Consider the following 24,511-nt stretch of genomic DNA (forward strand, 5'->3'; position numbering starts at 1 on the left):
GAGATGTCGCACTACCTCTACCTCGTCCGACACGGCGAGCACCAGGACGCCGAGCACGGGCTGCGCGACGGCAAGCTGTCCGAGCGCGGCAAGCGGCAGTCGATGCTCATCGCCGATCGCCTCGGTGGCGTGCCCTTCGACGGTGTGTACCACTCGCCGCTCGAGGCCCCGAGCGAGACCGCGTCGTTCCTGGCGCAGCGCCTGCCCGCGATCCAGCCGGAGCCGTCGACGCTGCTGTTCGACTGCATCCCGTCCGGACCGACCCCGGACATGCCGACGGCCTACAAGAAGTTCTACGGCGGGATCACCGAGGAGGAGATCATCGCCGGTCAGGCCCAGATGGGCGACGCCGTCGCCGAGTGGTTCACGCCGGCGATGCAGGACCGCCACGACCTCATCATCACGCACAACGCCGTGATCGGGTGGTTCGTCCGCGAGGTCTTCCAGGCGCCCGAGTGGCGCTGGATGGGCACCAACGTCGCCCACACCGCGCTGACCGTCATCCGGATCCGTTCGGCCAAGCCGGCGGAGCTCGTCACGCTGAACGACACGGCGCACCTGCCGGTCGAGCTGCGCACCGGCCTGCCGGTCGAGCAGCCGCTGTAGCGCTCAGACGCCCCGGCGGTACCAGGCGGTCGCGTTCGGGTTGTCGTTGAAGGGCTCGACCCGGTCGTAGCCCCGGCTCCGGTACATCGCGCCCGCGGCGACGAGCGAGTCGTTCGTGTCGAGCACGATCGCCGTCGCGCCGAGCTCGGCGCCCGCCCGCTCGAGCGCGTCCATGACGGCCGTCGCGACCCCGCGGCCCCGTCCCGCCGGTGCCACGAACACGTGCTTGACCTCGAAGCGGACGTCGGCGCCGTCGTCGGCGATCCGCCGCAGCCCGCCACACCCGACGGGGGCGTCGCCGTCGTACGCCACCACGAACACCCCGCGGGGCGGGGTGAACTCCGCAGCCGGGGTGCGCTTGCGGGAGTACGTCCCCTGTGCGCTCGGGAAGGTGGCCTCACGCTCGTCGAGGTAGGCGTCGAGCAGGGCGTCGACCTCGGGCAGGTCCGCCGGGACGGTGCGCACGGTGACCGGGATGCGATCGAGGGGCATGCGTCGATCCTAGGATGGGCGCATGGTCACTCCCGTCGCCGTCGTCGGCGCCACCGGTCGTCTCGGGGGCCTCGTGGCCGCCGTGGTGGACGACCTGCCCGAGTTCGAGCTCGTCGCCCGGCTGTCGTCGAAGGACGGCGCCCACGAAGCCGGACCCGCGGTGTTCAACGGGGCGGCGGTCGTCGTGGACGTCACCGTCCCGGCGCTCAGCCCCGCGATCGTCGAGCACGCCCTGGCGAGCGGGGCGAACGTCCTCGTCGGCACCTCGGGCTGGTCCGCCGCGCGGCTGGCCTCGCTGCGGACGTCCCTGGCCGACCGACCGGAGCAGGGCGCCTTCGTGGTGCCGAACTTCTCGATCGGCTCGGTCCTCGGCACCCACCTCGCCACGATCGCCGCGCCGTGGTTCCCGTCGATCGAGATCGTCGAGACCCACCACGCCGGCAAGGTCGACTCCCCGTCGGGCACGGCCGTGCGCACCGCCGAGCTCATCGCCGAGGCCCGCCGGGAGGTCGGCCCCGTCGACGCCCCGCACGTCGACCAGCGTGCCCGCGGGCAGCAGGTCGCCAGCGTGCCGATCCACTCGCTGCGCCTGCCGGGCGTCAAGGCGCTGCAGGACGTCGTGCTGAGCGGGCCGGGGGAGACCCTGACGGTCCGGCACGACACCACCGACGACGTCGCCTACGCCCCGGGCATCCGTGCCGCGCTGGCGTCGGTCGGCGCGATGCGCGGGCTCACCGTGGGCCTCGGCTCCGTGCTCGGCATCGGCTAGGACGGCTCCGCCGATGCGACTCCGTTCGCCGTTCTGGGGCGCCGCGCTGATGGCCCTGCTGCTCGCGCTCTACATCGTGCTCGTCGGACAGCGGGCCGTGGCGTTCGTCGCGACCGGCCTGCCGATCGGCATCGCGATCGGGGTCGCCCTCGCCGTCTTCGCGGTGATCGGGGCGCTCCTGCTGGTCCTGGAGTTCCGGTTCGGCCTGCGGATCACGCGGCTCGGGGCCCGGCTCGAACGCGAGCACGGCACACCCGCCGACGTCGTGCCCCTGCGGCCGTCCGGGCGCCCCGACCGCGCCGCTGCCGACGAGCTGTTCCCGCAGTACAAGGCCGAGGTCGAGGCGACACCGGACGACTGGCGCGCGTGGTTCCGCCTGGGGGTCGTCTACGACGCGGCGGGCGACCGGAAGCGTGCGCGGGCGGCCATGCGGACCGCGCTCGCCCACGCCAGGGGCTAGAACGCGGCGTCGACCGCGATCTCGGCCTTCGTGAACCGGAACACGTAGCCCGACTCGAGCAGCTTCGTCGGCACCATCTGCTGGCTGGACAGGAGCATCTCGTCGGCGGCGTCCCGCAGCAGGGTGCGCAGGGCGAACTCGGGCACCCGGAAGACGTAGGGCCGGTGCAGGTCCTCGGCGACGCGCTTCGTGATGCGGTCGGCGACGGCGGGCTCCGGGCCGGCCAGGTTCACGGGGCCACGGACCTCGGACGCGGACGCGGCGGTGGCGAGGTGCACGATCGCACCGACCTCGTCCTCGAGCGCGATCCACGGCCAGAACTGCCCGCCGGTGCCGAGACGGCTGCCCAGGCCCACCTTGGTCAGGGGGATGATCGGCGCCAGTGCGCCACCGCCCTGCCCGACGACGATGCCGGTGCGGAGCGTGACGACACGGACGCCCTCGGGTGCCTTCGCCGCGGCGGCCTCCCATGCGGTGCAGACCTCGGCGAGGAAGCCCGTGCCCGGGGCCGCGTCGTCCTGCAGCACGTCGGACGGCCGGTCGCCGTACACGCCCGACGCGGAGCCGGACAGGAACAGCCGCGGCGGCGTCGTCGCGTGGCGCATGGCCTCGACGAGCGTGTCGGTGGCGTCCACGCGGGAGCGCTCGATCTCCTGCTTCCAGGCGTCGGTCCACGGGAGCTTGCCGATGTTCGCCCCCGCGAGGTTGACGACGACGTCCGCGCCGTCGAGGACGGCGGGGTCCAGCGGGCGCTTCCCCGGGGCCCAGCGGAACTCGGTGGGGGTGTGCGGTTCGCGCCGGACCAGGGTCGACACGTGGTGCCCGGCCTCGCGCAGCGCGCGGACCAGGGGGGTCCCGATGAAGCCGGACGCGCCGGCCACCAGGATCGAGAGCGGCTGTTCCGCCATGTGGGCCTCCATGCCGGCAACGCTACTCAGCAGCCTGGAGGCTCGTCGCGCGTCCGGCCGTCGGCTCGCCAGTGTCCATGGTCGCGTCTAGCATCGAGTCGTGACCGACACCGCGACCGTCCTGCCCGACGCCACCGTTGCCACGCCGTACGAGGACCTGCTCCGGCGCGTGCTGGAAGAGGGGTCGCCCAAGGGCGACCGCACCGGCACGGGCACCCGCAGCCTGTTCGGCGCGCAGCTCCGCTACGACCTGTCCGAGGGCTTCCCGCTCGTCACGACCAAGCGGGTGCACTTCAAGTCGATCGCGTACGAGCTCCTCTGGTTCCTGCGCGGCGACGGCAACGCCACCTGGCTGCAGGAGCACGGCGTCCGGATCTGGAACGAGTGGGCCGGCGCCGACGGCGACCTCGGCCCGGTGTACGGCGTGCAGTGGCGTTCGTGGCCGACGCCGTCCGGTGAGCACATCGACCAGATCGCCCAGGTGATCGAGCAGATCAAGGCAAACCCCGACTCCCGCCGGCTCATCGTGTCGGCGTGGAACGTCGCCGACATCCCGGACATGGCCCTGGCGCCCTGCCACGCGTTCTTCCAGTTCCACGTCAACGACGGCAAGCTCTCGTGCCAGCTCTACCAGCGGAGCGCGGACATGTTCCTCGGCGTGCCGTTCAACATCGCCTCGTACGCCCTGCTCACGCACCTGATCGCCGCGCAGACCGGGCTCCAGGTCGGCGACTTCGTGTGGACCGGCGGCGACTGCCACGTCTACGACAACCACGTCGAGCAGGTCCGCGAGCAGCTGTCCCGCACGGCCTACCCGCTCCCGACGCTCGAGCTCGCCCCGCGCGACTCGATCGACGACTACCAGTACGAGGACTTCTCCGTCGTCGGCTACCACCACCACCCGGCGATCTCCGGCGCGGTCGCGGTCTGATGGCGGCCTGGTCCGAGCCGGTGGGCGGTGTCGGCATGGTCTGGGCCCGCTCGGTGGACGGGGTCATCGGCGCCGAGGGGGGCATGCCCTGGCACGTGCCGGAGGACCTCGCGCACTTCAAGCAGGTGACCGGTTCGTCGACCGTCGTCATGGGACGGCGGACGTGGGAGTCCCTGCCGGAGCGCTTCCGACCCCTGCCCGGCCGGCGGAACGTCGTGCTCACCCGTGACACCGCCTGGACCGCCGAGGGCGCCGTGGTCGTCCACGACCTCGCGACGGCGCTCGACACCGACGGACCCGTGTGGGTCATCGGCGGCGGGCAGGTCTACGCCGCGGCACTGCCGTTCGCCGACCGCGTCGCCGAGACCGTCATCGACACCGACGTCCAGGGGGACACCGTCGCACCGCAGCTCGACGCCGGCTGGGCGGTCGCGGACGACGGTCCGTGGCAGCAGTCCCGCACCGGCCTGCGCTACCGCTTCGTCGAGTGGCGGCGCGCCTGAACCGGGGCCGGTCCGGGTCCGGCGGCCGACCGGCGGGCGCGCGCCGAGCCTCCTGTCCGGTCACCGTCCATCTGGACGGCGGACCCTGCGTCCATCCCCGGTACGCTGGTGCTCGTGTCCACGCGTGAGAATCCCTTCGGCCAGGTCCTCGTCGCCCTCGTGACCCCGTTCACGGCCGACGGCGAAGTCGACTGGCCGGGCGTCGAGCGGCACATCGACGACTGCATCACCGCCGGGGCCGACGGCATCGTCGTGACCGGCACCACCGGCGAGACCTCGACGCTCACCGACCCCGAGAAGCTCCGCCTGGTCGAGGTCGGCAAGTCCGTCGCCGCCGGTCGCGCGAAGATCATCACGGGCGGTGGCTCGAACGAGACCGCGCACGCCATCCACCTGTACAAGCAGAGCGAGCGCGCCGGCGCCGACGGCGTGATGATCGTCACGCCGTACTACAACAAGCCGACCCAGGCGGGCGTGCTGACCCACTTCCGGATGATCGCGGACGCCACCGACCTGCCGGTCATCCTGTACGACATCCCGGGCCGCACGGGCATCCCGATCACCTACGACACCATCCTGCGGGCGTCGAAGCACCCGAACATCCTCGCCGTGAAGGACGCCAAGGGCGACTTCGCCGAGGTCTCCCGCGTGCTGAACAACACCGACCTGATGTACTTCTCCGGGGACGACACCAACGTGCTCCCGCACCTGTCCATCGGTGCCACCGGGCTCATCGGCGTGACCGCGAACATCACCAGTGCGCCGTACCGCGCGATCGTCGACGCCGTGAACGCCGGTGACCTGGCGACCGCCACCCGCGAGCACCAGCGCCTCGAGCCCCTCGTGCGCGCGATCATGACCCACGTGCCCGGCACCGTCGCCGCGAAGTACGTCCTGCACGGGCTCGGCCGCATCGGCAGCCCGCGCGTCCGTCTGCCGCTCGTCGGCCCCGAGGACTCCGAGGCGTACGCCATCGAGACCTCGCTCGAAGCCGTGCACGGGATCCCCGGCGCCGACTTCTCCAACTTCCGCCCGGACCGCAACGCGGCCGCCGGCGGTGCGCTTCCGAAGGTGCCAGGCACCACCCGTTGATCGACCGCGGCGCGCGGGTGCGCGCCGCCGAAGCAGTCAGGACCGAATGCCCACGCAAGTCTCCGAACCCCAGCCCCTCGAGCCGGGCACCCTCCGTGTCATCCCCGTCGGGGGACTCGGCGAGATCGGTCGCAACATGACCGTCTACGAGTACGAGGGCAAGCTCCTCGTCGTCGACGCCGGCGTGCTCTTCCCCGAGGAGCACCAGCCGGGCGTCGACCTGATCCTGCCGGACTTCTCGCCGATCCGGGACCGCCTCGACGACGTCCTCGGCGTCGTGCTCACGCACGGCCACGAGGACCACATCGGCGCCGTCCCGTACCTGCTGAAGCTCCGCGCGGACATCCCGCTCATCGGCTCCACGCTGACCCTCGCGCTCGTCGAGGCCAAGCTCAAGGAACACCGGATCAAGCCGTACACGCTCGTCGTGGCCGAGGACCAGACCGAGCAGATGGGCCCGTTCCACCTCGAGTTCGTCGCGGTGAACCACTCCATCCCGGATGCCCTCGCCGTCGCGATCACCACCCCGGCCGGCCGTGTGCTGCACACGGGCGACTTCAAGATGGACCAGCTCCCGCTCGACGACCGCATCACCGACCTCCGCGCCTTCGCGCGCCTCGGTGAAGCCGGCGTCGACCTGTTCCTGCCGGACTCGACGAACGCCGACGTCCCCGGGTTCACCGCTCCCGAGCGCGACATCGGCCCGGTGCTGGAGAACATCATCATGCGGGCGCGCAAGAAGGTCGTCGTCGCGAGCTTCTCCTCGCACGTGCACCGCGTCCAGCAGGTCCTCGACGCCGCCGCCGCCGCGAACCGCAAGGTCGCGTTCATGGGCCGCTCGATGATCCGCAACATGACGATCGCCGCCGACCTCGGGTACCTGCGGGTGCCGGAGAACGTGCTGATCGACACGAAGAAGGCCAAGAACGTCCCGGACGACCAGATCGTCTACATGTCGACGGGGTCCCAGGGTGAGCCGATGGCCGTGCTCGCGCGCATGGCGAACCTCGAGCACCAGATCGAGATCGGCGAGGGCGACACCGTCATCCTGGCGTCCTCGCTCATCCCGGGCAACGAGAACGCCGTGTACCGCGTGATCGACGGGCTGACGAAGCTCGGCGCGAAGGTCGTGCACAAGGGCAACGCGAAGGTGCACGTCTCGGGCCACGCGTCCGCCGGCGAGCTCCTCTACTGCTACAACATCCTGCGCCCGCGCAACGTGCTGCCCGTGCACGGCGAGCAGCGACACCTGTACGCGAACGCCGACCTCGCCATCCAGACGGGCGTGCCGCCGCGCAACGTCATCCTGGGTCAGGACGGCATCGTCGTCGACCTCAAGGACGGCCTCGCCTCGGTCGTCGGCCAGCTCGACATCGGGTACGTCTACGTCGACGGCTCCACCGTGGGTGAGATCACCGAGGCCGACCTCAAGGACCGCCGCGTCCTGTCGGAGGAGGGCTTCATCTCGATCGTCTGTGCCATGGACTTCACCACCGGGCAGTGCGTGATCGGGCCGGAGATCTCCTCGCGCGGGTTCGCCGAGGACGACTCCGTCTTCGACGACGTGCGACCGCAGATCGCCAAGGCCCTGGCCGACGCGGCCGGCAACGGCACGCACGACCAGCACGCGTTCAGCCAGGTCGTCCGCCGGACGGTGGGTCGCTGGGTGAACACGAAGCACCGCCGTCGTCCGATGATCGTCCCGGTGATCATCGAGGCGTAGCGCGCCCTGCGCGCTCAGCGCGTCACACCGGCTCGGAGGCCCGGTGCAGGTCCGTCACGGACCCGCACCGGGCCTCCTGGCCGTCCACCGGCGTGCGCGCCTCCGTCGGTTCGTCGTGGGGAGCGGTTAGGGTTCTGCCCATGGCCGGAGGCACCAAGTCGACCACGCGCTCACGCGCGTCCACGTCGTCCCGCACGAGTGGGGCGCGCGGTTCGTCGCGCACCCAGGCCACCACGAAGAAGCTGCCGCAGGCCACGCCGCCGGTCGAGTTCCACGGGCCCAACCCGCTCGTGACCGTCTGGATGGGCATGGCGCACGCAGTCGGAGCGATGTTCCGGCTGCTCGGCAAGGAGACCCTCGAGAAGGACCAGCGCCGCGACGGCTTCCCCTTCTTCCTCTTCGTGCTGGCGATCGTCGGTGCCGTCGTGGAGTGGCTCAACCCGACCAACGGGGTGTCGGTCGCACTCGACGCCTACACGTTCGGCGGGCTGTTCGGCCGGCTCGCGTTCGCCCTGCCCGTGATCATGGTCGTGTTCGCCGGCTGGCTGTTCCGACACCCGGCGTCCGTGCACGACAACACCCGCATCGGGATCGGCCTCGGGCTGCTGCTCGTGTCGATCTCGTCGCTCTGCCACGTCTTCGGCGGGCAGCCGAGCGCCTCCGACGGCATGCCGGTCCTCGCCGCAGCAGGCGGTGTCCTCGGCTGGGTCGTCATCGGCTGGCTCGTCGCCGTCGCCACTGCATGGGTGGCAGTCCCGGTGGCGATCGTGCTGCTGCTCCTGTCGCTGTTCATCATCACGAAGACCCCGCCGAACAAGGTCGGTCGTCGCCTGCACGAGCTCTACGCCTACCTGTTCGGTGCGCCGGCCCCCGCGGCCGAGGACGTCGACGACAGCCCCGCCGAGCCGACCAGGCCGACCCGCAAGCGCGCCACGAAGACCGACTCCCAGGGCCTCCAGCTGTTCGAGGACCTCGGCTTCGAGGACGACGAGCAGTCCCCGGACGGTGCCGAGAACCAGACGCCGTGGTGGCGGCGGAACAAGACCGGCCGCGAAGAAGACCCGGCGTACGACACCCCCGTGATCCCGCCGGCCGCCGCTGCTCCAGCCGCTGCTCCCGTGCCGACGCCCGCGCCGGTCTCGAAGCCGGCGCCGGTCCCGACCGTGGGCGCCGCTGCCGGTCTCGTCGACCACACGCCGGCCGAGCCCGCGTCGGTGAACCTCAACGACTCCGCCGAGCAGGACGTCGCCGCCGAGCTCGAGCGCGCCGAGCAGGCCCTGCGCGACTTCGGTGCCCCGGTGCCCGACGACGCCACCGCCGTGATCCGCCCGGCGCAGGACGTGCCGCTCGTGTCGCCCGCGCTGCCCGACGACGACCCGGCCGGAGCCGTCCTGCCCGCGACGGCGTCGGACGACGACCCGTCCCGCCCCTACCGCCTGCCGGCAGCCACGACGCTGAGCTCCGGCACGCCGTCGGTCGCCCGCAGCCAGGCGAACGACGACATCGTCGCCTCGATCATGGGCGTCCTCACCGAGTTCAAGGTCGACGCCAGGGTCACGGGCTTCTCCCGCGGCCCGACGGTCACGCGGTACGAGATCGAGCTCGGCCCGGGCGTCAAGGTCGAGCGCGTCACAGCGCTGTCCAAGAACCTGTCGTACGCGGTCGCGTCGAACGAGGTCCGCATCCTCTCGCCGATCCCGGGCAAGAGCGCGATCGGCGTCGAGATCCCGAACTCCGACCGCGAGATCGTCTCCCTCGGCGACGTGCTCCGGTCGAGCGCCGCGACGAAGTCGAAGCACCCGATGACGATCGGCGTCGGCAAGGACGTCGAGGGCGGCTTCGTCGTCGCGAACCTCGCGAAGATGCCCCACCTGCTGGTCGCCGGTTCCACGGGCTCCGGCAAGTCCGTCTTCATCAACTCGATGATCACGTCGCTGCTCATGCGCGCGAAGCCGTCCGAGGTCCGCATGGTCCTCGTCGACCCGAAGCGCGTCGAGCTCTCGATCTACGCCGGCGTGCCGCACCTCATCACGCCCATCATCACGAACCCGAAGAAGGCGGCGGAAGCGCTGCAGTGGGTCGTGAAGGAGATGGACATGCGGTACGACGACCTCGCGTCGTTCGGCTTCCGCCACGTCGACGACTTCAACAAGGCGATCGAGAACGGCGAGATCATCCTCCCCGCCGGCAGCGAGCGGAAGCTCAAGCCGTACCCGTACCTGCTCGTCGTGGTGGACGAGCTCGCCGACCTCATGCTCGTCGCCCCGCGCGACGTCGAGGAGTCGATCGTCCGCATCACCCAGCTCGCGCGTGCCGCCGGCATCCACCTGGTGCTCGCCACGCAGCGTCCGTCGGTCGACGTCATCACCGGGCTGATCAAGGCCAACGTGCCGTCCCGCATCGCATTCGCCGTGACGAGCGTCACCGACTCCCGCGTCATCCTCGACCAGCCCGGGGCCGACAAGCTCATCGGTCAGGGCGACGGGCTCTTCCTGCCGATGGGGTCCTCGAAGGCCGTCCGCGTGCAGGGCGCCTGGGTGCAGGAGAGCGAGGTCGCCGAGGTCGTCCAGCACGTCACCCGGCAGGCCCAGCCCGAGTACCGCCAGGACGTCGCCGCGGTGGTCGAGCGCAAGGAGGTCGACGCCGACATCGGCGACGACCTCGAGCTGCTGCTCGCCGCGGTCGAGCAGGTCGTCTCGACGCAGTTCGGCTCGACGTCGATGCTGCAGCGCAAGCTCCGCGTCGGCTTCGCCAAGGCCGGACGCCTGATGGACCTGATGGAGTCGCGCGACATCGTCGGTCCGTCGGAGGGCTCGAAGGCCCGCGACGTGCTCGTCACCGCCGACCAGCTGGCCTCCGTGCTCGCGAAGCTCCGCGGCGAGGAACCACCAGCGGCGGCTGCGGCGGCTCCGGTGGCACCGGCGCCCGCTGACGACGGCGGCGCCCGGTACAGCGCCGACCCCGTGGGCGACATGACCCGCGGGTACGATGCAGTGGACGACGAACCCGATGAGGACGCCTGGGGCCTCACGGGCAGGGAGTGAGCACGATGACCGCCTCCGACGGCACCACGACCAAGCGGTTCCCGTGGCGCGGACGACTGATCCGCAAGGGCCCGGGGCCCGCGTCCACCGCGAACGTGGCGAACATCATCACCGTCATCCGGATCATGATGGCGCCGCTGTTCTTCGTCCTGCTGCTGTCGGACGGCGGCCACGACACCGGCGTGCGCATCTGGGCGGCCGTGGTCTTCGTCGTGGCGATCGTCACCGACAGCGCCGACGGCATCATCGCCCGGCGTCAGGGGCTCGTCACGGACTTCGGCAAGCTCGTCGACCCGATCGCCGACAAGGTGCTCATCGGTGGCGCGCTCGTGGCCCTGTCGATCCTCGGTGAGCTGCCCTGGTACGTCACGGTGCTGATCATGGTCCGCGAGATCGGCATCACCGTGTTCCGCTTCGCCGTGCTCTCCGACCGGGTCATCCCGGCCAGCCGTGGCGGGAAGATCAAGACCGTGCTGCAGGCCGTGGCGATCAGCCTGGCGCTGTTCCCCTGGTGGGACTTCGCGGGGGACGTCGCGCACTGGACGAACGGCATCCTGATGACCGCAGCGGTCGTCGCCACGGTGCTGAGCGGGCTCGACTACCTGTACCAGGCCTGGAAGCACAACCGGACCACAGCATGACGGACGCTGTCCGGATCGCGCCGTCGCTCGTCGCGGAACTGACAGTCCGCGGTGAGACGGTCGCGGTGGCGGAGTCGCTCACCGGCGGCCTCGTCGTCGCGGAACTCGTCGCCGTGCCGGGCGCGAGCGCGGTCGTCCGCGGTGGTGTCGTCGCCTACGCGACCCCGGTCAAGACATCGGTGCTCGGGGTCTCCGCAGAGCTGCTGGCCGCCAACGGTGCCGTGGACCCCGAGGTGGCACGCCAGATGGCCAGCGGGGTGCGCCGTGCCCTGGCCGTGGACGGCGTCCCCGCCACGTGGGGGATCAGCACCACGGGCGTGGCCGGACCGGACCCGCAGGACGGCCAGCCGGTCGGCACGGTCTTCGTCGGGATCGCGTCCGAAGCGGGCGCCGAGGCCTTCGCGCTGCACCTCGACGGTGACCGCGAGGCAATCCGGACGGCCTCGGTCTCCGAACTCCTGTCACGACTGTCCATCCGGCTCGAGACCGGGGAATGACCCGCGTTACCACCGGGTTACATCTCACGCAATCTCCAGCAGGACGGCAGCCCAGGTGGCTAGCATGCTGCAACCGGCAACGCGCAGTTGCTGAACCCGAACCGGTCATCCCGATCGGCCGGGCGCGGAGACGACAGAGAGGAGGAGTTCTCATGGTTCTCGTTCGTCAGGAAATCGGCGATGTCCTGCGGGACTTCCGCTTGCAGAAGGGCCGGACCCTCCGTCAGGTCGCGTCCAAGGCCAGCGTCGCACTCGGGTACCTCAGTGAGGTCGAGCGCGGACAGAAGGAAGCCAGTTCGGAGATCCTCGCATCCGTCGCGGACGCGCTGGACACCCCGATCTCGACCATCATGCGCGAGGTGGGCGACCGCCTCGCCGTCGTGGAGGGCCTGACCGCCGTCCCGGACACGCTCCCGGACGAGCTCGTCGCTGAGTTCGACAACGACCTCGCGGTGCGCTGAGTCGCACTGCCCTCCGAACGCCCCCACCGGTCCGCCGGCGGGGGCGTTCGTCGTCCGGGCTCGGTCTACCCTTGACGGATGCGCGTGAGTGAGTTCTGGCGAGCCGTCGACCAGGTGTTCGGGGAGGCCTACGGGGCCGTCGTCGCTCGGGACGTCGTGCTCGAGGAACTCGGTGGCCGGTCCGCGGCGGACGCCATCGCCGCGGGGATCGACACCCGCAAGGTCTGGGACGCGCTCTGCGACTCGCAGGACGTCCCGCTCGACCGCCGGCACGGCAAGGGCCTGATCGACCCGCCGAGCTGACATCGAGCACCCGAACACGTGTTCGGCGTGTCGCTCGAACGGGTGTTCGACCGGTGGTAGCTTCCTCCACAGCGGCGTACCCAGCGGATTCCCTCCACAGGCAGCGTGGTGACCGGCAGTGATGTCGGTGGCCCGTCCTAGGTTCGGAGTCATCGGGAACACCCGAAGCCTTGTCCGAGAACCCCTGGCCCTGCACCATCGGCCGCGGGGGATCGGACAGCCTACAGGCGGCAGACACCGAGCAGAAGGACCACCACCATGCCATCACCCGCAGACCGCGAGAAGTCCCTCGAGACCGCACTCGCGCAGATCGACCGGCAGTTCGGCAAGGGTGCTGTGATGCGCCTCGGCTCGGACGAGCGCGCACCGGTCGCCACCATCCCGACCGGCTCCGTCGCCCTCGACGTCGCGCTGGGGATCGGTGGGCTGCCCCGTGGCCGCATCATCGAGATCTACGGCCCGGAGTCCTCCGGCAAGACCACGCTCACGATCCACGCGATCGCGAACGCCCAGCGCAACGGTGGCATCGCGGCCTTCATCGACGCCGAGCACGCGCTCGACCCCGAGTACGCCAAGGCGCTCGGTGTCGACATCGACGCCCTCCTGGTGTCGCAGCCGGACACCGCCGAGCAGGCCCTCGAGATCGCCGACATGCTCGTCCGCTCGGGCTCCATCGACCTGATCGTCATCGACTCCGTCGCCGCGCTCGTGCCCCGCGCCGAGATCGAGGGCGAGATGGGTGACTCCCACGTGGGTCTCCAGGCCCGCCTCATGTCACAGGCGCTCCGCAAGCTCGCCGGTGGGCTCAACCAGACGCAGACCACGATGATCTTCATCAACCAGCTGCGCGAGAAGATCGGTGTGTTCTTCGGTTCCCCCGAGACCACCTCCGGCGGCAAGGCGCTCAAGTTCTACGCGTCGGTCCGCCTCGACATCCGTCGCATCGAGACCCTGAAGAGCGGTACGGACGCCGTCGGCAACCGCACGCGCGTCAAGGTCGTCAAGAACAAGATGGCGCCGCCCTTCAAGCAGGCCGAGTTCGACATCCTGTACGGCACGGGCATCTCGCGTGAGGGCTCGCTGCTCGACTTCGGTGTGGACCACAACATCGTCAAGAAGTCGGGTGCCTGGTACACCTACGACGGCGACCAGCTCGGGCAGGGCAAGGAGAACTCCCGGTCCTTCCTGATCCAGAACCCCGAGATCGCCGCCGACATCGAGGGCAAGATCCTCGCCAAGCTCGGCATCGGTGGGGCCAAGCCCGCCGCTGACGCCGCCCCGGTCGAGTCCATCGAGCCCAAGCTCGCTCGCAAGGGCGCGTGACCAGCCGCAACGACGACGACGCGGACCTCGCACCGGTCACTGACCTGTTCGGTGCGAGGTCCCGTCGTCGTGCGGGGGCGACCGGTTCCCAGGACGACACGGCACCTGATGCGGTGTCGTCGGAGTCGTCTTCTTCGTCGACGCGTCCGTCGTCGGCGCCAGCACGTCCGTCGTCCCGGATCGCTCCGGTCGCCGACATCTCCGGCATCGACCCCGCGGGTGCTCCCGTGGTCGATGACGGCGATCACGGCGACGACAGCTCGATGGACGCCGATGCGGACAGCCCGGTGCCGATCGGGGGACCCCGTGGGCAGGCCGCCTGGGTGTCCCCGGTCGTCGGTGACGGCTCCGGTCGCAGCGCTCGGGCGGAACAGTCCGGGTACGACGACGACGGCGCGGACGCGACCACCGCCTCGGTCTTCTCGATCAGCGGTGGCGAGGAGATCGACCCCGCCGACGCACCCCGTCCACTCGACGAGCAGCGTGCCGACGCCGAGCGGCTCAGCATGCGAGCGCTCGGACGCAAGGGCGTGAGCGAGTCCGAGCTCCGGACGATGCTCAGGGGCAGCGACCTCGACCCCGACGTGGTCGAGCACGAGGTCGAACGGCTCACCCGGGTGGGGCTGCTCGACGACGTCGCGCTGGCCACCGACCTGGTGGACCGGTTGCACGACCGGAAGGGCCTCGGGCGCCAGGGCGTCGTCGCGGAACTGCGTCGTCGTGGCATCGGTGCCGAGGCGATCGACGCGGCCCTCGACGCCGCCGCGGACGACGAGGACGACGAGTTCGTGCGGGCGATCGAGCTCGCGCAGAAGCGTGTCGGCCAGCTCCGCGGACTCGACCGCGCCACGGCCGAGCGACGACTCTCCGGATACCTCATGCGCAAGGGCTACAACGGCGGCGTGGTCCGGATCGCGGTCGAGCGCGCGCTCGACGGCGGCGGGCCGAAGCCCGGCGGACCCCGCGGGACCGTCCGGTTCGAGTAGCGACGAGCGGCGGCCATGGTCGGTTGTCCTGCGAATTACACTTAGACGACCATGGCCACCCTCGCAGCGCGCCCGCGTACCTACGAAGTCCGCACCTACGGGTGCCAGATGAACGTGCACGACTCAGAGCGCCTGAGCGGCTCGCTGCAGGCCTCCGGGTACGTAGCGGCCGACGGCGAGCAGGCCGACGTCGTCGTGATCAACACCTGCGCGGTGCGCGAGAACGCCGACAAGCGCCTGTACGGCAACCTCGGGCTGCTCGCCGGCATCAAGCGCGAGCACCCCGGGATGCAGATCGCGGTCGGCGGGTGCCTGGCGCAGAAGGACAAGGCCGTCATCCTCGAGAAGGCGCCGTGGGTGGACGTCGTCTTCGGGACCCACAACATGGGGTCCCTGCCGACGCTGCTCGAGCGCGCGCGGCACAACGGCGAGGCACAGCTCGAGATCCTCGAGTCGCTCGACGTCTTCCCGTCGACGCTGCCGACGAAGCGCGAGTCGACCCACAGCGGCTGGGTGTCGATCTCCGTCGGCTGCAACAACACCTGCACGTTCTGCATCGTGCCGTCGCTGCGCGGCACGGAGAAGGACCGTCGCCCCGGTGACGTCCTCGCCGAGATCCAGGCCCTGGTCGACGACGGTGCGATCGAGGTCACCCTGCTCGGGCAGAACGTGAACTCCTACGGCGTCGAGTTCGGCGACCGCCAGGCGTTCGGCAACCTCCTCCGCGCGACCGGGCAGATCGAGGGCCTCGAACGCGTGCGCTTCACCAGCCCGCACCCGGCGGCCTTCACCGACGACGTCATCGACGCCATGGCCGAGACCCCGAACGTGATGCCGCAGCTCCACATGCCGCTGCAGTCGGGGTCGGACCGGGTCCTCAAGGCCATGCGCCGCAGCTACCGCAGCGAGCGGTTCCTCGGGATCCTCGACCGGGTCCGTGCAGCGATGCCACACGCCGCGATCTCGACCGACATCATCGTCGGGTTCCCCGGCGAGACCGAGGCGGACTTCGAGGACACGCTCCGGGTCGTCGAGGCGGCCCGCTTCGCGACGGCGTTCACGTTCCAGTACTCCATCCGTCCCGGCACCCCGGCGGCCACGATGGACGACCAGCTGCCGAAAGAGATCGTCCAGGCGCGCTACGAGCGGCTCGTGGCGCTGCAGGAACGGATCACCGCCGAGGAGAACGCGAAGCAGGTCGGCCGCACGGTCGAGGTCCTGGTCGCAACGGGGGAGGGCAAGAAGGACGAGGCCACCCACCGGCTCTCCGGCCGCGCCGAGGACTCCCGCCTGGTTCACTTCGCGGTCCCGGCGGGTTCCGACATCCCCCGACCGGGCGACGTCGTCACCGTGGAGGTCACCCGGTCGGCGCCGCACTTCCTCATCGCCGACGGTGACGCCCCCTTGCGCATCCGTCGCACCCGTGCCGGCGAGGCCTGGGACCGTGCCGCCGCCGAGTCCTGCGGCGTCCCGACGCCCGCGGCACCCGGCAGCGGGCCGGGGCCCGTGTCGCTGGGCCTGCCGTCGCTCCGTGTCGGGCGCTGAGACCCCCGGGCGGCTGATCGCGGTCGTCGGGGCCACCGGGACGGGCAAGTCCGACCTCGCGATCGCGATCGCCGACCGGCACCGCGACCAGGGCCGCAGCGCTGAGATCGTCAACGCCGACGCGATGCAGTTCTACCGGGGGATGGACATCGGCACCGCGAAGGTGCCCGAGGCCGAGCGGCACGGCATCCCGCACCACCAGCTCGACGTGCTCGACGTCACGGACGAGGCCAGCGTCGCCGCCTACCAGCGCGACGCCCGCGCGACCATCGACCGCGTGCTCGAGGACGGCGGCGTCGCGGTGCTCGTCGGCGGCAGCGGCCTGTACGTGTCCTCGGTGCTCCACGACCTCGACTTCCCGGGCACCGACCCGGAGCTCCGCCGCGCGCTCGAGCAGGAGCACGAGGACCACGGGCCGGCCCCGCTGCTGGCCCGGCTGCGCGAGCTCGACCCGGCGGCGGCCGCCACCATCGACGCCCGCAACCCCCGGCGGCTGATCCGCGCCGTCGAGATCGCGAGCCGGTCGGACCGCGTCACCACGAGCCTCCCGTCCGCGCCCCGCGCCTGGCGACCGGCCCGGGTGCTGCACCTGCGTCGTGACCGCGAGCAGCTCGTCGCCGCGCTCCACGAGCGCGCCGCCCGCATGTTCCGGGATGGCCTGGTCGACGAGGTCGCCGGGCTCCGCGACCGCGGACTGGAGCAGGGCCGGACCGCGCGGGCGGCGATCGGGTACGCACAGGCGCTGGACGTGCTGCGCGGGGACGCGAGCGTCGAGGACGCGGTGGAGGCCACCGGCATCGCGACCAGGAAGTACGCGCGACGACAGGTGTCCTGGTTCCGTCGGTACGCCGAGGCCGAGGAGCTCGACGTCACCGGGGCCGACCGGGACGGCCTGACGGCGGTGGCCCGTAGGATCGTGGCGTGACCGAGCTGCACTTCACCAAGGGCCAGGGGACCGGCAACGACTTCGTCCTGTTCGCCGACCCCGACGCGACGGTCGACCTGAACCCCGACCGCATCCGTGCCATCGCCGACCGACGCTTCGGCGTGGGCGCGGACGGCGTCATCCGGGCCGTGCGGTCCGACGCCCTCCCCGAGGGCCGCGCGATCGTCGCCGAGGACCCCTCGGCCACCTGGTTCATGGACTACCACAACGCCGACGGCACGGTCGCGGAGATGTGTGGCAACGGCATCCGCGTGTTCGCGCGGTACCTCACCGAGTCGGGGCTCGTCGACCTCGCGCCCGGGGAGACCCTGTCCGTCGGCAGCCGCAAGGGCATCGTCGACATCCAGCGACAGGCGAACGGGTTCGCGGCGGACCTCGGGCGATGGGGTCTGGGGATCGAGGGCGGCGGCGCGGACGACGTGCTGGTGCGCGCGAAGAACCTCGACCGCGCTCGACCCGGCCTCGGCATCGACGTCGGCAACCCGCACGTGGTCGTGGCCGTGGCGACCGAGGACGAACTCGCCGACCTCGACCTGACCTTCATCCCCGTGCTCGACCCCGCGCCCGCCGCCGGGGCGAACGTGGAGTTCGTGCTGCCGGGCGAGCCCCTGGTGCAGGACGGCATCGGGCAGATCACGATGCGCGTGCACGAGCGGGGCAGCGGCGAGACGCTGTCGTGCGGCACGGGTGCCGTGGCGGCTGCCCTGGCGACGCGGCACTGGGCGGGCTCGTCGGCGCCGGACACCTGGCGCGTGCGGGTCCCGGGCGGGGCCCTCACGGTGCGGATGTTCGCGGCGGAGGACGGCGAGCACGTGTCGCTGGCCGGGCCCGCGGAGCTCGTGTTCTCGGGGGACCTGACGGTCTGAGGGGCTGCGCAGGGCGCTGCGCTGTCCGTCGCGCACGGTGCGGTCCGGTCCTGCTGGTGCGAGGTTCCGCACTCGGTGCGGGGACGTGGCGGCGCACGGGGTGGCCAACCTCGCACCAGCCGGGGTGATCGCGCACGGTGCGCACCCCAGCCGGGAGGCTCGCCCCGGCTGGCCGACGTCGGTGACGCACGCCGCGCCTCCCGTCCGGGCCGACGCGCGGCCAGCGTGGTACGAGGTTCCGCACTCGGTGCGAGGACGTGGCGGCGCACGGGGTGGCCAACCTCGCACCGGCCGGGTGATCGCGCACGGTGCGCCCAGCGCGGCGCGCAGCGCCCCGCGCGCCCTACTCCGCCGTGCGCCGCACCCGCAGCACGCGGAAGCCCTTGTCCGTCGTCGCGCGGGTGACCTCGTACGACGCCCCGAGCTCCTCGCCCAGCCACCGCTGCAGGGAGTCCCCGCCGAGGTCCTTCGAGACGACGAGCCAGGCGTCACCCGAGACCTCGAGCCGGGGGAGCCAGGTCAGCAGGATCGCGTGGAGCTCATCCTTGCCCACCCGGATCGGCGGGTTCGACCAGATCGTGCGGAAGCGCAGGTCGGCGGGCACGTCGGAGGGCAGCGCGATCGACACGTTCGATGCCCCGGCTGTCGCAGCGTTCTGCCGCGCCAGGTCCAGCACCCGCTCGTTGACGTCGACGCCCCACACCTGCGTGTCCGGGGAGCGCAGGGCCATCGTGATCGCGATCGGTCCCCACCCGCACCCGACGTCGAGCAGGGCCCTGTCGGTGGCAGGAGCCGGCACCGCGTTCAGCAGCACCCGGGTGCCGCGGTCGAGCCCGTCGGGGCTGAAGACCCCGGCGGCGGTGGTCAGCGACAGCGAACGCCCCGCCAGGGTGACCTCGATCTGCCGCGGTCGCGCCTGGCTCTCCGGGGTGGCCGAGAAGTAGTGGTCGTTCGCCATGGAAGAACCGTACCGGGAACCCCGTGTGTCCCGAGGGCGCCGGAGGTACCCTGTGGACAGCATGACGGAACCCAACAACCAAGCTGAAGGCGACGGCGTCGTCGAGCGCGTGCTGCGCAACGCCGACTCGCGAGCCAGCTCGTCCATCTTCGCCCCGGCGCAGGCCATCCAGACCCGATCGGTCGACGAACACGGCTGGTCCGGTGACGGCGACCAGTACGACCGTGAGGACCGCGCGGCGCTGCGTCGCGTCGCGGGCCTCTCCACCGAACTCGAGGACGTCACCGAGGTCGAGTACCGGCAACTCCGGCTCGAACAGGTCGTCCTCATCGGCGTGTACGCCCAGGGCGACGCCGCCGACGCCGAGAACTCCATGCGCGAGCTGTCCGCTCTCGCCGAGACCGCGGGTGCCGTGGTCCTCGACGGGCTCCTGCAGCGCCGACCCAACCCCGACCCGGCCACCTACCTCGGCAAGGGCAAGGCCGAGGAGCTCGCGATGGTCGTCAAGGCCACCGGCGCCGACACCGTGATCGCCGACACCGAGCTCGCGCCCTCGCAGCGCCGTGCCCTCGAGGACGTCGTCAAGGTCAAGGTCATCGACCGCACGGCCGTGATCCTCGACATCTTCAGCCAGCACGCCAAGACCCGCGAGGGCAAGGCGCAGGTCGAACTCGCGCAGCTCGAGTACCTGCTGCCCCGCCTCCGCGGCTGGGGTGAGTCGATGTCCCGCCAGGCCGGTGGCCAGGTCTCCGGCGGTGCGGGCATGGGCTCGCGCGGTCCTGGTGAGACGAAGATCGAGCTCGACCGTCGTCGCATCCACACCCGCATGTCGAAGCTCCGGCGCCAGATCGCCGGCTTCCGTCCCGCTCGTGAGGCCAAGCGTGCCGACCGGCACCGCAACGACGTCCCGAGCGTCGCCATCGCCGGGTACACCAACGCGGGCAAGTCCTCGCTGCTGAACCGGCTGACGAGCGCCGGCGTGCTCGTGCAGAACCAGCTCTTCGCGACGCTCGACGCCACGGTCCGCCGGACCGAGAGCACCAAGGGGCGCGAGTTCACCTTCGTCGACACCGTCGGCTTCGTGCGCAACCTGCCGCACCAGCTCGTCGAGGCCTTCCGCTCCACGCTCGAAGAGGTGGGCGAGGCCGACGTCATCGTGCACGTGGTCGACGGCTCGCACCCGGACCCCGCCGCCCAGCTGGCGACGGTCCGCGAGGTCATCGGCGACGTCGGGGCGCGGGACATCCCGGAGATCGTCGCGTTCAACAAGGCCGACCTCATCGACGACACGCAGCGCATGGTGCTCGTCGGGCTCGCCCCCGACGCGGTGTTCGTCTCCGCGCGCACCGGCGAGGGCATCCCCGAGCTGCTCCGTGCGATCGAGGACCGGCTCCCCGAGCCCGACGTCGAGCTCACCGTCGTCGTGCCGTACGACCGCGGTGACCTGGTCTCGCACCTGCACGACGCGGGATCGGTCGAGTCCGTCGACTACGTCGAGGCCGGCACACGCCTTCGGGTGCGCGTCTTCCAGCGACAGGTCGCCGAGCTGGACCCCTACGTGGTCGCGCCGGTCGCGTCCGTCTGACCCAGACCGGCCGAACGGCCAGGAGGCTCGACCTGCGTCCGCAGGGCGAGCCTCCTGGCCGTTCCGTGGTCCTGTCCGGTGACCAGCGCGCTCAGAGCGAGCGGAGGACCGCGACGACCTTGCCGAGCACCGTGGCGGCGTCACCGAGGATCGGCTCGAACGCGGTGTTCCGGGGGAGCAGCCACGTGTGGCCGTCCCGCTGTCGGAAGACCTTGACGGTCGCTTCCTCGTCGAGCATCGCGGCGACGATGTCGCCGTTCTCCGCGGTCTGCTGCGCGCGGACGACGACCCAGTCCCCGTCGCAGATGGCGGCGTCGATCATCGACTCGCCGACGACCTTGAGCATGAAGAGGTCACCGGTGCCGACGAGCTGACGGGGCAGCGGGATGATCTCGTCCACGTGCTGCTCGGCCGTGATCGGGACACCGGCGGCGATGCGGCCGACCAGGGGCACGAGCGTGGTGGCGTCGACGTCGGGGCCGTCCACGTCGGGTGAGGGCTCGTCGACCAGGACCTCGAGGGCCCGCGGGCGGTTCGGGTCGCGGCGGATCCAGCCGCCGAGCTCGAGCTGCCCGAGCTGGTGGGAGACGCTCGACAGCGAGGAGAGCCCCGCGGCGTCGCCGATCTCGCGCATGCTCGGCGGGTAGCCCCGGCTGGCGATCGACGCTCGGATCGCGTCGAGGATCGCCTGCTGCTTCGCCGTCAGCGGTTTCTGGACCCGCAGTTCGTCCGCCACGTCGTCTCGCCTTCTCGTCGGACCGTGGACGGCCGTCCGAGGAATGTCGGTGGTCCCCGTGAGACTTGTCCAAGTCAGTCGAAACAGTATCCGACCGCACTCTGCCGGACAAACACCTGTTCGAGCGTGTCGCATGATTTTCCTCCTGGATCTTGCTCAGGGGACTTGTGCGTCCCACGGTTCGAACGTATGTTCGGTACAGGGCTTCGGTTCTCCCGAGCAGGAAGGCACAACGACATGAGCACCATCGGCGTCATCAACGGCAGCACGATCAGCGGCAGCGGCCTCGCTGGCATGCACGGTACGGTCGTTCGTTCACGGCTGCGCCTCACCCGTCGTGGGCGCATGGTCTTCACGACGCTGGCAGCACTGCCGGTGCTGATCGGTGTCGCGGTCTTCGCGTTGAACGGTGGGCAGGCCTCGGCCGGCAACACCTCCGCGGACGTGCACTTCCAGACCGTCACCATCCAGCCGGGCGAGACCCTGTGGCAGCTGGCCGAGGAGACCGCCCCCAACGCCGACCCGCGCGACTTCGTGCAGGACGTCGTGAGCCTCAACGCGCTCGACGGCTCCGCTGTGCAGGCCGGCGAGCAGCTGGCGATCCCGACGAAGTACGCCGACACGAAGTAGTCCGTCCGGACGGCCGGGCGCTGGACAGCCCGACCGCTCTACGATGGATCGGTGGCATTCACGCTCGAAGACCTCCCGATCCGAGACGACCTCCGCGGTCAGAGCCCCTACGGCGCTCCGCAGAAGCACGTGCGCGTGCAGCTCAACGTCAACGAGAACACGCATCCCGTCCCGCAGGACGTCGCCGACGACATCGTCGAGTCGGTCCGCCGGGCGCTCGGCACGGTGAACCGCTACCCGGACCGCGAGTTCACCGAGCTGCGAGAGTCCCTCGCCGGGTACCTCGGGCACGGGCTGGCGGCGGAACAGATCTGGGCCGCGAACGGCTCGAACGAGGTCATCCAGCAGCTCATGCAGGCCTTCGGTGGTCCGGGGCGCTCGGTCCTCGGGTTCCCGCCCACGTACTCGATGCACTCGATCATCGCCTCGGGCACCGGCACGCGGTGGATCCCGGCCGAGCGGGACGCCGAGTTCCGCATCTCTCCGGCGACGGCGACGGCTGCCGTGCGGGAGCACCAGCCGGACATCGTCTTCCTGTGCGGGCCGAACAACCCGACCGGCACGCCCCTCGACCTCGCGACGATCGAAGCCGTCTACGATGCCACCGACGGCATCGTGATGGTGGACGAGGCCTACGCCGAGTTCATGCCCGTGGGGCAGCCGACGGCGCTCACGCTGCTGCCCGGACGCGAGCGTCTCGTGGTGTCCCGCACCATGAGCAAGGCCTTCGCGTTCGCCGGGGCCCGCGTCGGCTACCTGGCAGCGCACCCGGCCGTGGTCGACGCCCTGCGCCTGGTGCGGCTGCCCTACCACCTGTCGGCGCTGACCCAGGCGGCCGCAGTCGCCGCGCTCCGGCACGCTCCGGAGATGCTCGCCATGGTCGACGACATCCGCGGCCAGCGGGACCGCATGGTGACCGAGCTGCGCGCGATGGGCTACACGCCGCACGAGACCTGGTCGAACTTCGTCCTGTTCGGCGGCGTCGCCGACCCGCAGGCCGCGTTCGAGTCGCTGCTCGACCAGGACGTCATCGTCCGCGACCTCAGCATCCCGAACCACCTCCGTGTGAGCGCGGGGACGGCGGAGGAGACCACCGCGTTCCTCGAGGCCATGCGCCGGGTCGCCGCCGAACAGCCGCCGGTTAGGGTTGGAGCATGACCGCCCGCACCGCCGAGATCACCCGTTCGACGAGCGAGTCGAGCGTGTCCCTGTCGCTCGACCTCGACGGCACCGGCACCTCCGACATCAGCACGAGCGTGCCGTTCTTCGACCACATGCTCACCGCGTTCAGCAAGCACTCGCTGATCGACCTGCGCGTGCGGTCGACCGGCGACACCGACATCGACGTGCACCACACCGTCGAGGACACCGGGATCGTGCTCGGCCAGGCGCTGAAGCAGGCGCTCGGCGACCGTGCCGGCATCGGCCGCTACGGCGACGCCCTCGTCCCGCTCGACGAAGCGCTTGCCCAGGCGGTCGTCGACGTCTCCGGCCGCCCGTACCTCGTGCATTCCGGGGAGCCCGAGGGCTTCGAGTACCACCGCATCGGCGGACACTTCACCGGGTCGATGGTGCGCCACGTGTTCGAGGCCATCACGGTCAACGCCGGCATCACCGTGCACGTCCGCGTGCTCGGCGGTCGCGACCCGCACCACATCGCCGAAGCGGAGTTCAAGGCGTTCGCGAGGGCCATGCGCCGTGCGGTCGAGCTCGACCCCCGCGTCGACGGCATCCCCTCCACGAAGGGCGCCCTGTGAGCGGCAAGAACGTCGTCGTCCTCGACTACGGCTCCGGCAACGTGCACTCCGCGGCGAAGGCCCTGGAGCGCGCGGGTGCCGACGTCACGCTGACCTCCGACAAGCGTGCGGCGCTCGAGGCCGACGGGCTCCTGGTCCCCGGCGTCGGTGCGTTCGGCGCGGTCATCGACCAGCTCGAGGGCGTGCAGGGCGGCGAGATCGTCGACCACCGGCTCGCCGGCGGCCGTCCGGTCCTCGGGATCTGCGTCGGCATGCAGGTGCTGTTCTCGCGTGGTGTCGAACGGGGCTCCGACGTCGAGGGCCTCGCGCAGTGGCCAGGCACCGTCGACCAGCTCCAGGCCGAGGTCCTGCCGCACATGGGCTGGAACACCGTCGACGCCCCGACCGACTCCGTGCTGTTCGACGGCCTGCACGACGAGCGCTTCTACTTCGTGCACTCGTTCGGCGTCACGGACTTCCCGCTCGAGGCCTACGGGCCGTTCCGTGCGCCGAAGCTCACCTGGGCCGAGCACGGGCAGCGCTTCATCGCCGCCGTGGAGAACGGCCCGCTCACTGCCACGCAGTTCCACCCCGAGAAGTCGGGGGAGCCGGGCATCCGCCTGCTGCGCAACTGGGTCGACTCGCTCTGACCCGCACCGCACCGGAGGCGACGCGCGGGGCGGACCCGCGCCGAGCCTCCCGACCGGTGCCGCGCGACCACGCGCTGGAGCCGCCGCATCCGCCGACCGGCCCGAGATCCACCCACGACG

General features: G+C 71.2%; 26 protein-coding genes. 22 read left to right on the top strand and 4 right to left on the bottom strand.

Annotated features, from left to right (window positions below; genetic code table 11):
- Positions 1–3: 3 nt before the first annotated feature.
- Positions 4–606, top strand: a complete 603-nt coding sequence (locus tag BIU98_RS02210; RefSeq protein WP_071270981.1) for a histidine phosphatase family protein — start codon at positions 4–6, stop codon at positions 604–606.
- A gap of 3 nt (positions 607–609) precedes the next feature.
- Here BIU98_RS02210 and BIU98_RS02215 read toward each other — a convergent pair whose 3' ends face one another.
- Entirely contained in the window at positions 610–1,098 is a 489-nt protein-coding gene (locus tag BIU98_RS02215; RefSeq protein WP_071270800.1) for a GNAT family N-acetyltransferase, read from the bottom strand.
- Positions 1,099–1,120: 22 nt separating this feature from the next.
- Here BIU98_RS02215 and dapB point away from each other — a divergent pair, with 22 nt between their 5' ends.
- Both dapB and BIU98_RS02225 read left to right on the top strand, forming a co-directional pair.
- Positions 1,121–1,867, top strand: a complete 747-nt coding sequence (dapB, locus tag BIU98_RS02220) for a 4-hydroxy-tetrahydrodipicolinate reductase (RefSeq protein WP_071270803.1) — start codon at positions 1,121–1,123, stop codon at positions 1,865–1,867.
- Positions 1,868–1,880: 13 nt separating this feature from the next.
- Positions 1,881–2,327, top strand: coding sequence for a tetratricopeptide repeat protein (locus BIU98_RS02225; protein WP_071270806.1), 447 nt, complete (start codon positions 1,881–1,883; stop codon positions 2,325–2,327).
- On the opposite strand, the gene BIU98_RS02230 is transcribed toward BIU98_RS02225, so the two are convergent.
- Positions 2,324–3,247, bottom strand: a complete 924-nt coding sequence (locus BIU98_RS02230) for a TIGR01777 family oxidoreductase (RefSeq protein WP_071270809.1) — start codon at positions 3,245–3,247, stop codon at positions 2,324–2,326. The genes BIU98_RS02225 and BIU98_RS02230 overlap by 4 nt on opposite strands.
- A gap of 88 nt (positions 3,248–3,335) precedes the next feature.
- Here BIU98_RS02230 and BIU98_RS02235 point away from each other — a divergent pair, with 88 nt between their 5' ends.
- The 14 genes from BIU98_RS02235 to dapF all read left to right on the top strand — a co-directional run bounded on the left by BIU98_RS02235 (position 3,336) and on the right by dapF (position 18,096).
- A complete protein-coding gene (locus BIU98_RS02235; protein ID WP_217635655.1) occupies positions 3,336–4,166 on the top strand; it encodes a thymidylate synthase in 831 nt (276 codons plus the stop codon).
- A complete protein-coding gene (locus BIU98_RS02240) occupies positions 4,166–4,669 on the top strand; it encodes a dihydrofolate reductase (protein ID WP_071270812.1) in 504 nt (167 codons plus the stop codon). Before BIU98_RS02235 ends, BIU98_RS02240 begins: the two co-directional genes overlap by 1 nt.
- Before the next feature lie 114 nt (positions 4,670–4,783).
- The gene (dapA, locus tag BIU98_RS02245; RefSeq protein WP_071270987.1) at positions 4,784–5,761 is read left to right on the top strand and encodes a 4-hydroxy-tetrahydrodipicolinate synthase; all 978 of its coding nucleotides are present in this window, start codon (positions 4,784–4,786) and stop codon (positions 5,759–5,761) included.
- A 46-nt stretch (positions 5,762–5,807) separates the two neighbouring features.
- Positions 5,808–7,484, top strand: a complete 1,677-nt coding sequence (locus BIU98_RS02250) for a ribonuclease J (RefSeq protein WP_071270815.1) — start codon at positions 5,808–5,810, stop codon at positions 7,482–7,484.
- A gap of 140 nt (positions 7,485–7,624) precedes the next feature.
- Positions 7,625–10,528 carry a DNA translocase FtsK gene (locus BIU98_RS02255; protein WP_071270818.1) on the top strand — a complete coding sequence of 968 codons (2,904 nt, stop codon included), beginning with the start codon at positions 7,625–7,627 and terminating at the stop codon, positions 10,526–10,528.
- Positions 10,529–10,533: 5 nt separating this feature from the next.
- The gene (pgsA, locus tag BIU98_RS02260) at positions 10,534–11,169 is read left to right on the top strand and encodes a CDP-diacylglycerol--glycerol-3-phosphate 3-phosphatidyltransferase (RefSeq protein WP_071270990.1); all 636 of its coding nucleotides are present in this window, start codon (positions 10,534–10,536) and stop codon (positions 11,167–11,169) included.
- The gene (locus tag BIU98_RS02265; protein ID WP_071270821.1) at positions 11,166–11,666 is read left to right on the top strand and encodes a CinA family protein; all 501 of its coding nucleotides are present in this window, start codon (positions 11,166–11,168) and stop codon (positions 11,664–11,666) included. The genes pgsA and BIU98_RS02265 overlap by 4 nt, the downstream gene beginning before the upstream one ends.
- A 152-nt stretch (positions 11,667–11,818) precedes the next feature.
- A complete protein-coding gene (locus BIU98_RS02270; RefSeq protein ID WP_071270824.1) occupies positions 11,819–12,127 on the top strand; it encodes a helix-turn-helix domain-containing protein in 309 nt (102 codons plus the stop codon).
- Between the two features lie 78 nt (positions 12,128–12,205).
- Positions 12,206–12,430 (top strand): DUF3046 domain-containing protein, encoded by a 225-nt coding sequence (locus BIU98_RS02275; RefSeq protein WP_071270827.1) that lies wholly within the window; start codon positions 12,206–12,208, stop codon positions 12,428–12,430.
- 258 nt (positions 12,431–12,688) lie between these two features.
- Positions 12,689–13,753 carry a recombinase RecA gene (gene recA / locus BIU98_RS02280; RefSeq protein WP_071270830.1) on the top strand — a complete coding sequence of 355 codons (1,065 nt, stop codon included), beginning with the start codon at positions 12,689–12,691 and terminating at the stop codon, positions 13,751–13,753.
- Entirely contained in the window at positions 13,750–14,739 is a 990-nt protein-coding gene (locus BIU98_RS02285) for a regulatory protein RecX (protein ID WP_071270833.1), read from the top strand. The genes recA and BIU98_RS02285 overlap by 4 nt, the downstream gene beginning before the upstream one ends.
- Before the next feature lie 51 nt (positions 14,740–14,790).
- The gene (gene miaB / locus BIU98_RS02290) at positions 14,791–16,284 is read left to right on the top strand and encodes a tRNA (N6-isopentenyl adenosine(37)-C2)-methylthiotransferase MiaB (RefSeq protein ID WP_071270835.1); all 1,494 of its coding nucleotides are present in this window, start codon (positions 14,791–14,793) and stop codon (positions 16,282–16,284) included.
- On the top strand, positions 16,271–17,209 hold the full coding sequence (gene miaA, locus BIU98_RS02295) for a tRNA (adenosine(37)-N6)-dimethylallyltransferase MiaA (RefSeq protein WP_071270838.1): 939 nt from the start codon (positions 16,271–16,273) through the stop codon (positions 17,207–17,209). The genes miaB and miaA overlap by 14 nt, the downstream gene beginning before the upstream one ends.
- Entirely contained in the window at positions 17,206–18,096 is an 891-nt protein-coding gene (gene dapF / locus BIU98_RS02300; RefSeq protein WP_071270841.1) for a diaminopimelate epimerase, read from the top strand. Before miaA ends, dapF begins: the two co-directional genes overlap by 4 nt.
- A 343-nt stretch (positions 18,097–18,439) precedes the next feature.
- Here the strand turns inward: dapF and BIU98_RS02305 are convergent, their stop codons facing one another.
- Positions 18,440–19,054, bottom strand: a complete 615-nt coding sequence (locus BIU98_RS02305) for a class I SAM-dependent methyltransferase (protein WP_071270843.1) — start codon at positions 19,052–19,054, stop codon at positions 18,440–18,442.
- A 61-nt stretch (positions 19,055–19,115) separates the two neighbouring features.
- Between BIU98_RS02305 and hflX the strand changes: the two genes are divergently transcribed.
- Positions 19,116–20,639: a GTPase HflX gene (gene hflX, locus BIU98_RS02310; RefSeq protein ID WP_071270993.1), complete on the top strand. Its 1,524-nt coding sequence runs from the start codon at positions 19,116–19,118 to the stop codon at positions 20,637–20,639.
- A 91-nt stretch (positions 20,640–20,730) separates the two neighbouring features.
- Here hflX and lexA read toward each other — a convergent pair whose 3' ends face one another.
- The gene (gene lexA, locus BIU98_RS02315) at positions 20,731–21,375 is read right to left on the bottom strand and encodes a transcriptional repressor LexA (RefSeq protein ID WP_071270846.1); all 645 of its coding nucleotides are present in this window, start codon (positions 21,373–21,375) and stop codon (positions 20,731–20,733) included.
- Between the two features lie 237 nt (positions 21,376–21,612).
- On the opposite strand from lexA, the gene BIU98_RS02320 reads away from it, so the two are divergent.
- Genes BIU98_RS02320 through hisH form a run of 4 tightly spaced genes read left to right on the top strand, consistent with a single transcriptional unit; the run spans position 21,613 to position 24,391 of the window.
- Positions 21,613–22,005: a LysM peptidoglycan-binding domain-containing protein gene (locus tag BIU98_RS02320; RefSeq protein WP_254787767.1), complete on the top strand. Its 393-nt coding sequence runs from the start codon at positions 21,613–21,615 to the stop codon at positions 22,003–22,005.
- A 51-nt stretch (positions 22,006–22,056) separates the two neighbouring features.
- The gene (locus BIU98_RS02325) at positions 22,057–23,163 is read left to right on the top strand and encodes a histidinol-phosphate transaminase (protein ID WP_071270850.1); all 1,107 of its coding nucleotides are present in this window, start codon (positions 22,057–22,059) and stop codon (positions 23,161–23,163) included.
- A complete protein-coding gene (gene hisB / locus BIU98_RS02330; RefSeq protein WP_071270853.1) occupies positions 23,160–23,762 on the top strand; it encodes an imidazoleglycerol-phosphate dehydratase HisB in 603 nt (200 codons plus the stop codon). Before BIU98_RS02325 ends, hisB begins: the two co-directional genes overlap by 4 nt.
- Positions 23,759–24,391: an imidazole glycerol phosphate synthase subunit HisH gene (hisH, locus tag BIU98_RS02335; protein ID WP_071270855.1), complete on the top strand. Its 633-nt coding sequence runs from the start codon at positions 23,759–23,761 to the stop codon at positions 24,389–24,391. Before hisB ends, hisH begins: the two co-directional genes overlap by 4 nt.
- Positions 24,392–24,511: the final 120 nt, after the last annotated feature.

The sequence above is a fragment of the Curtobacterium sp. MMLR14_010 genome (assembly GCF_001865015.1).
GTDB lineage: Bacteria > Actinomycetota > Actinomycetes > Actinomycetales > Microbacteriaceae > Curtobacterium.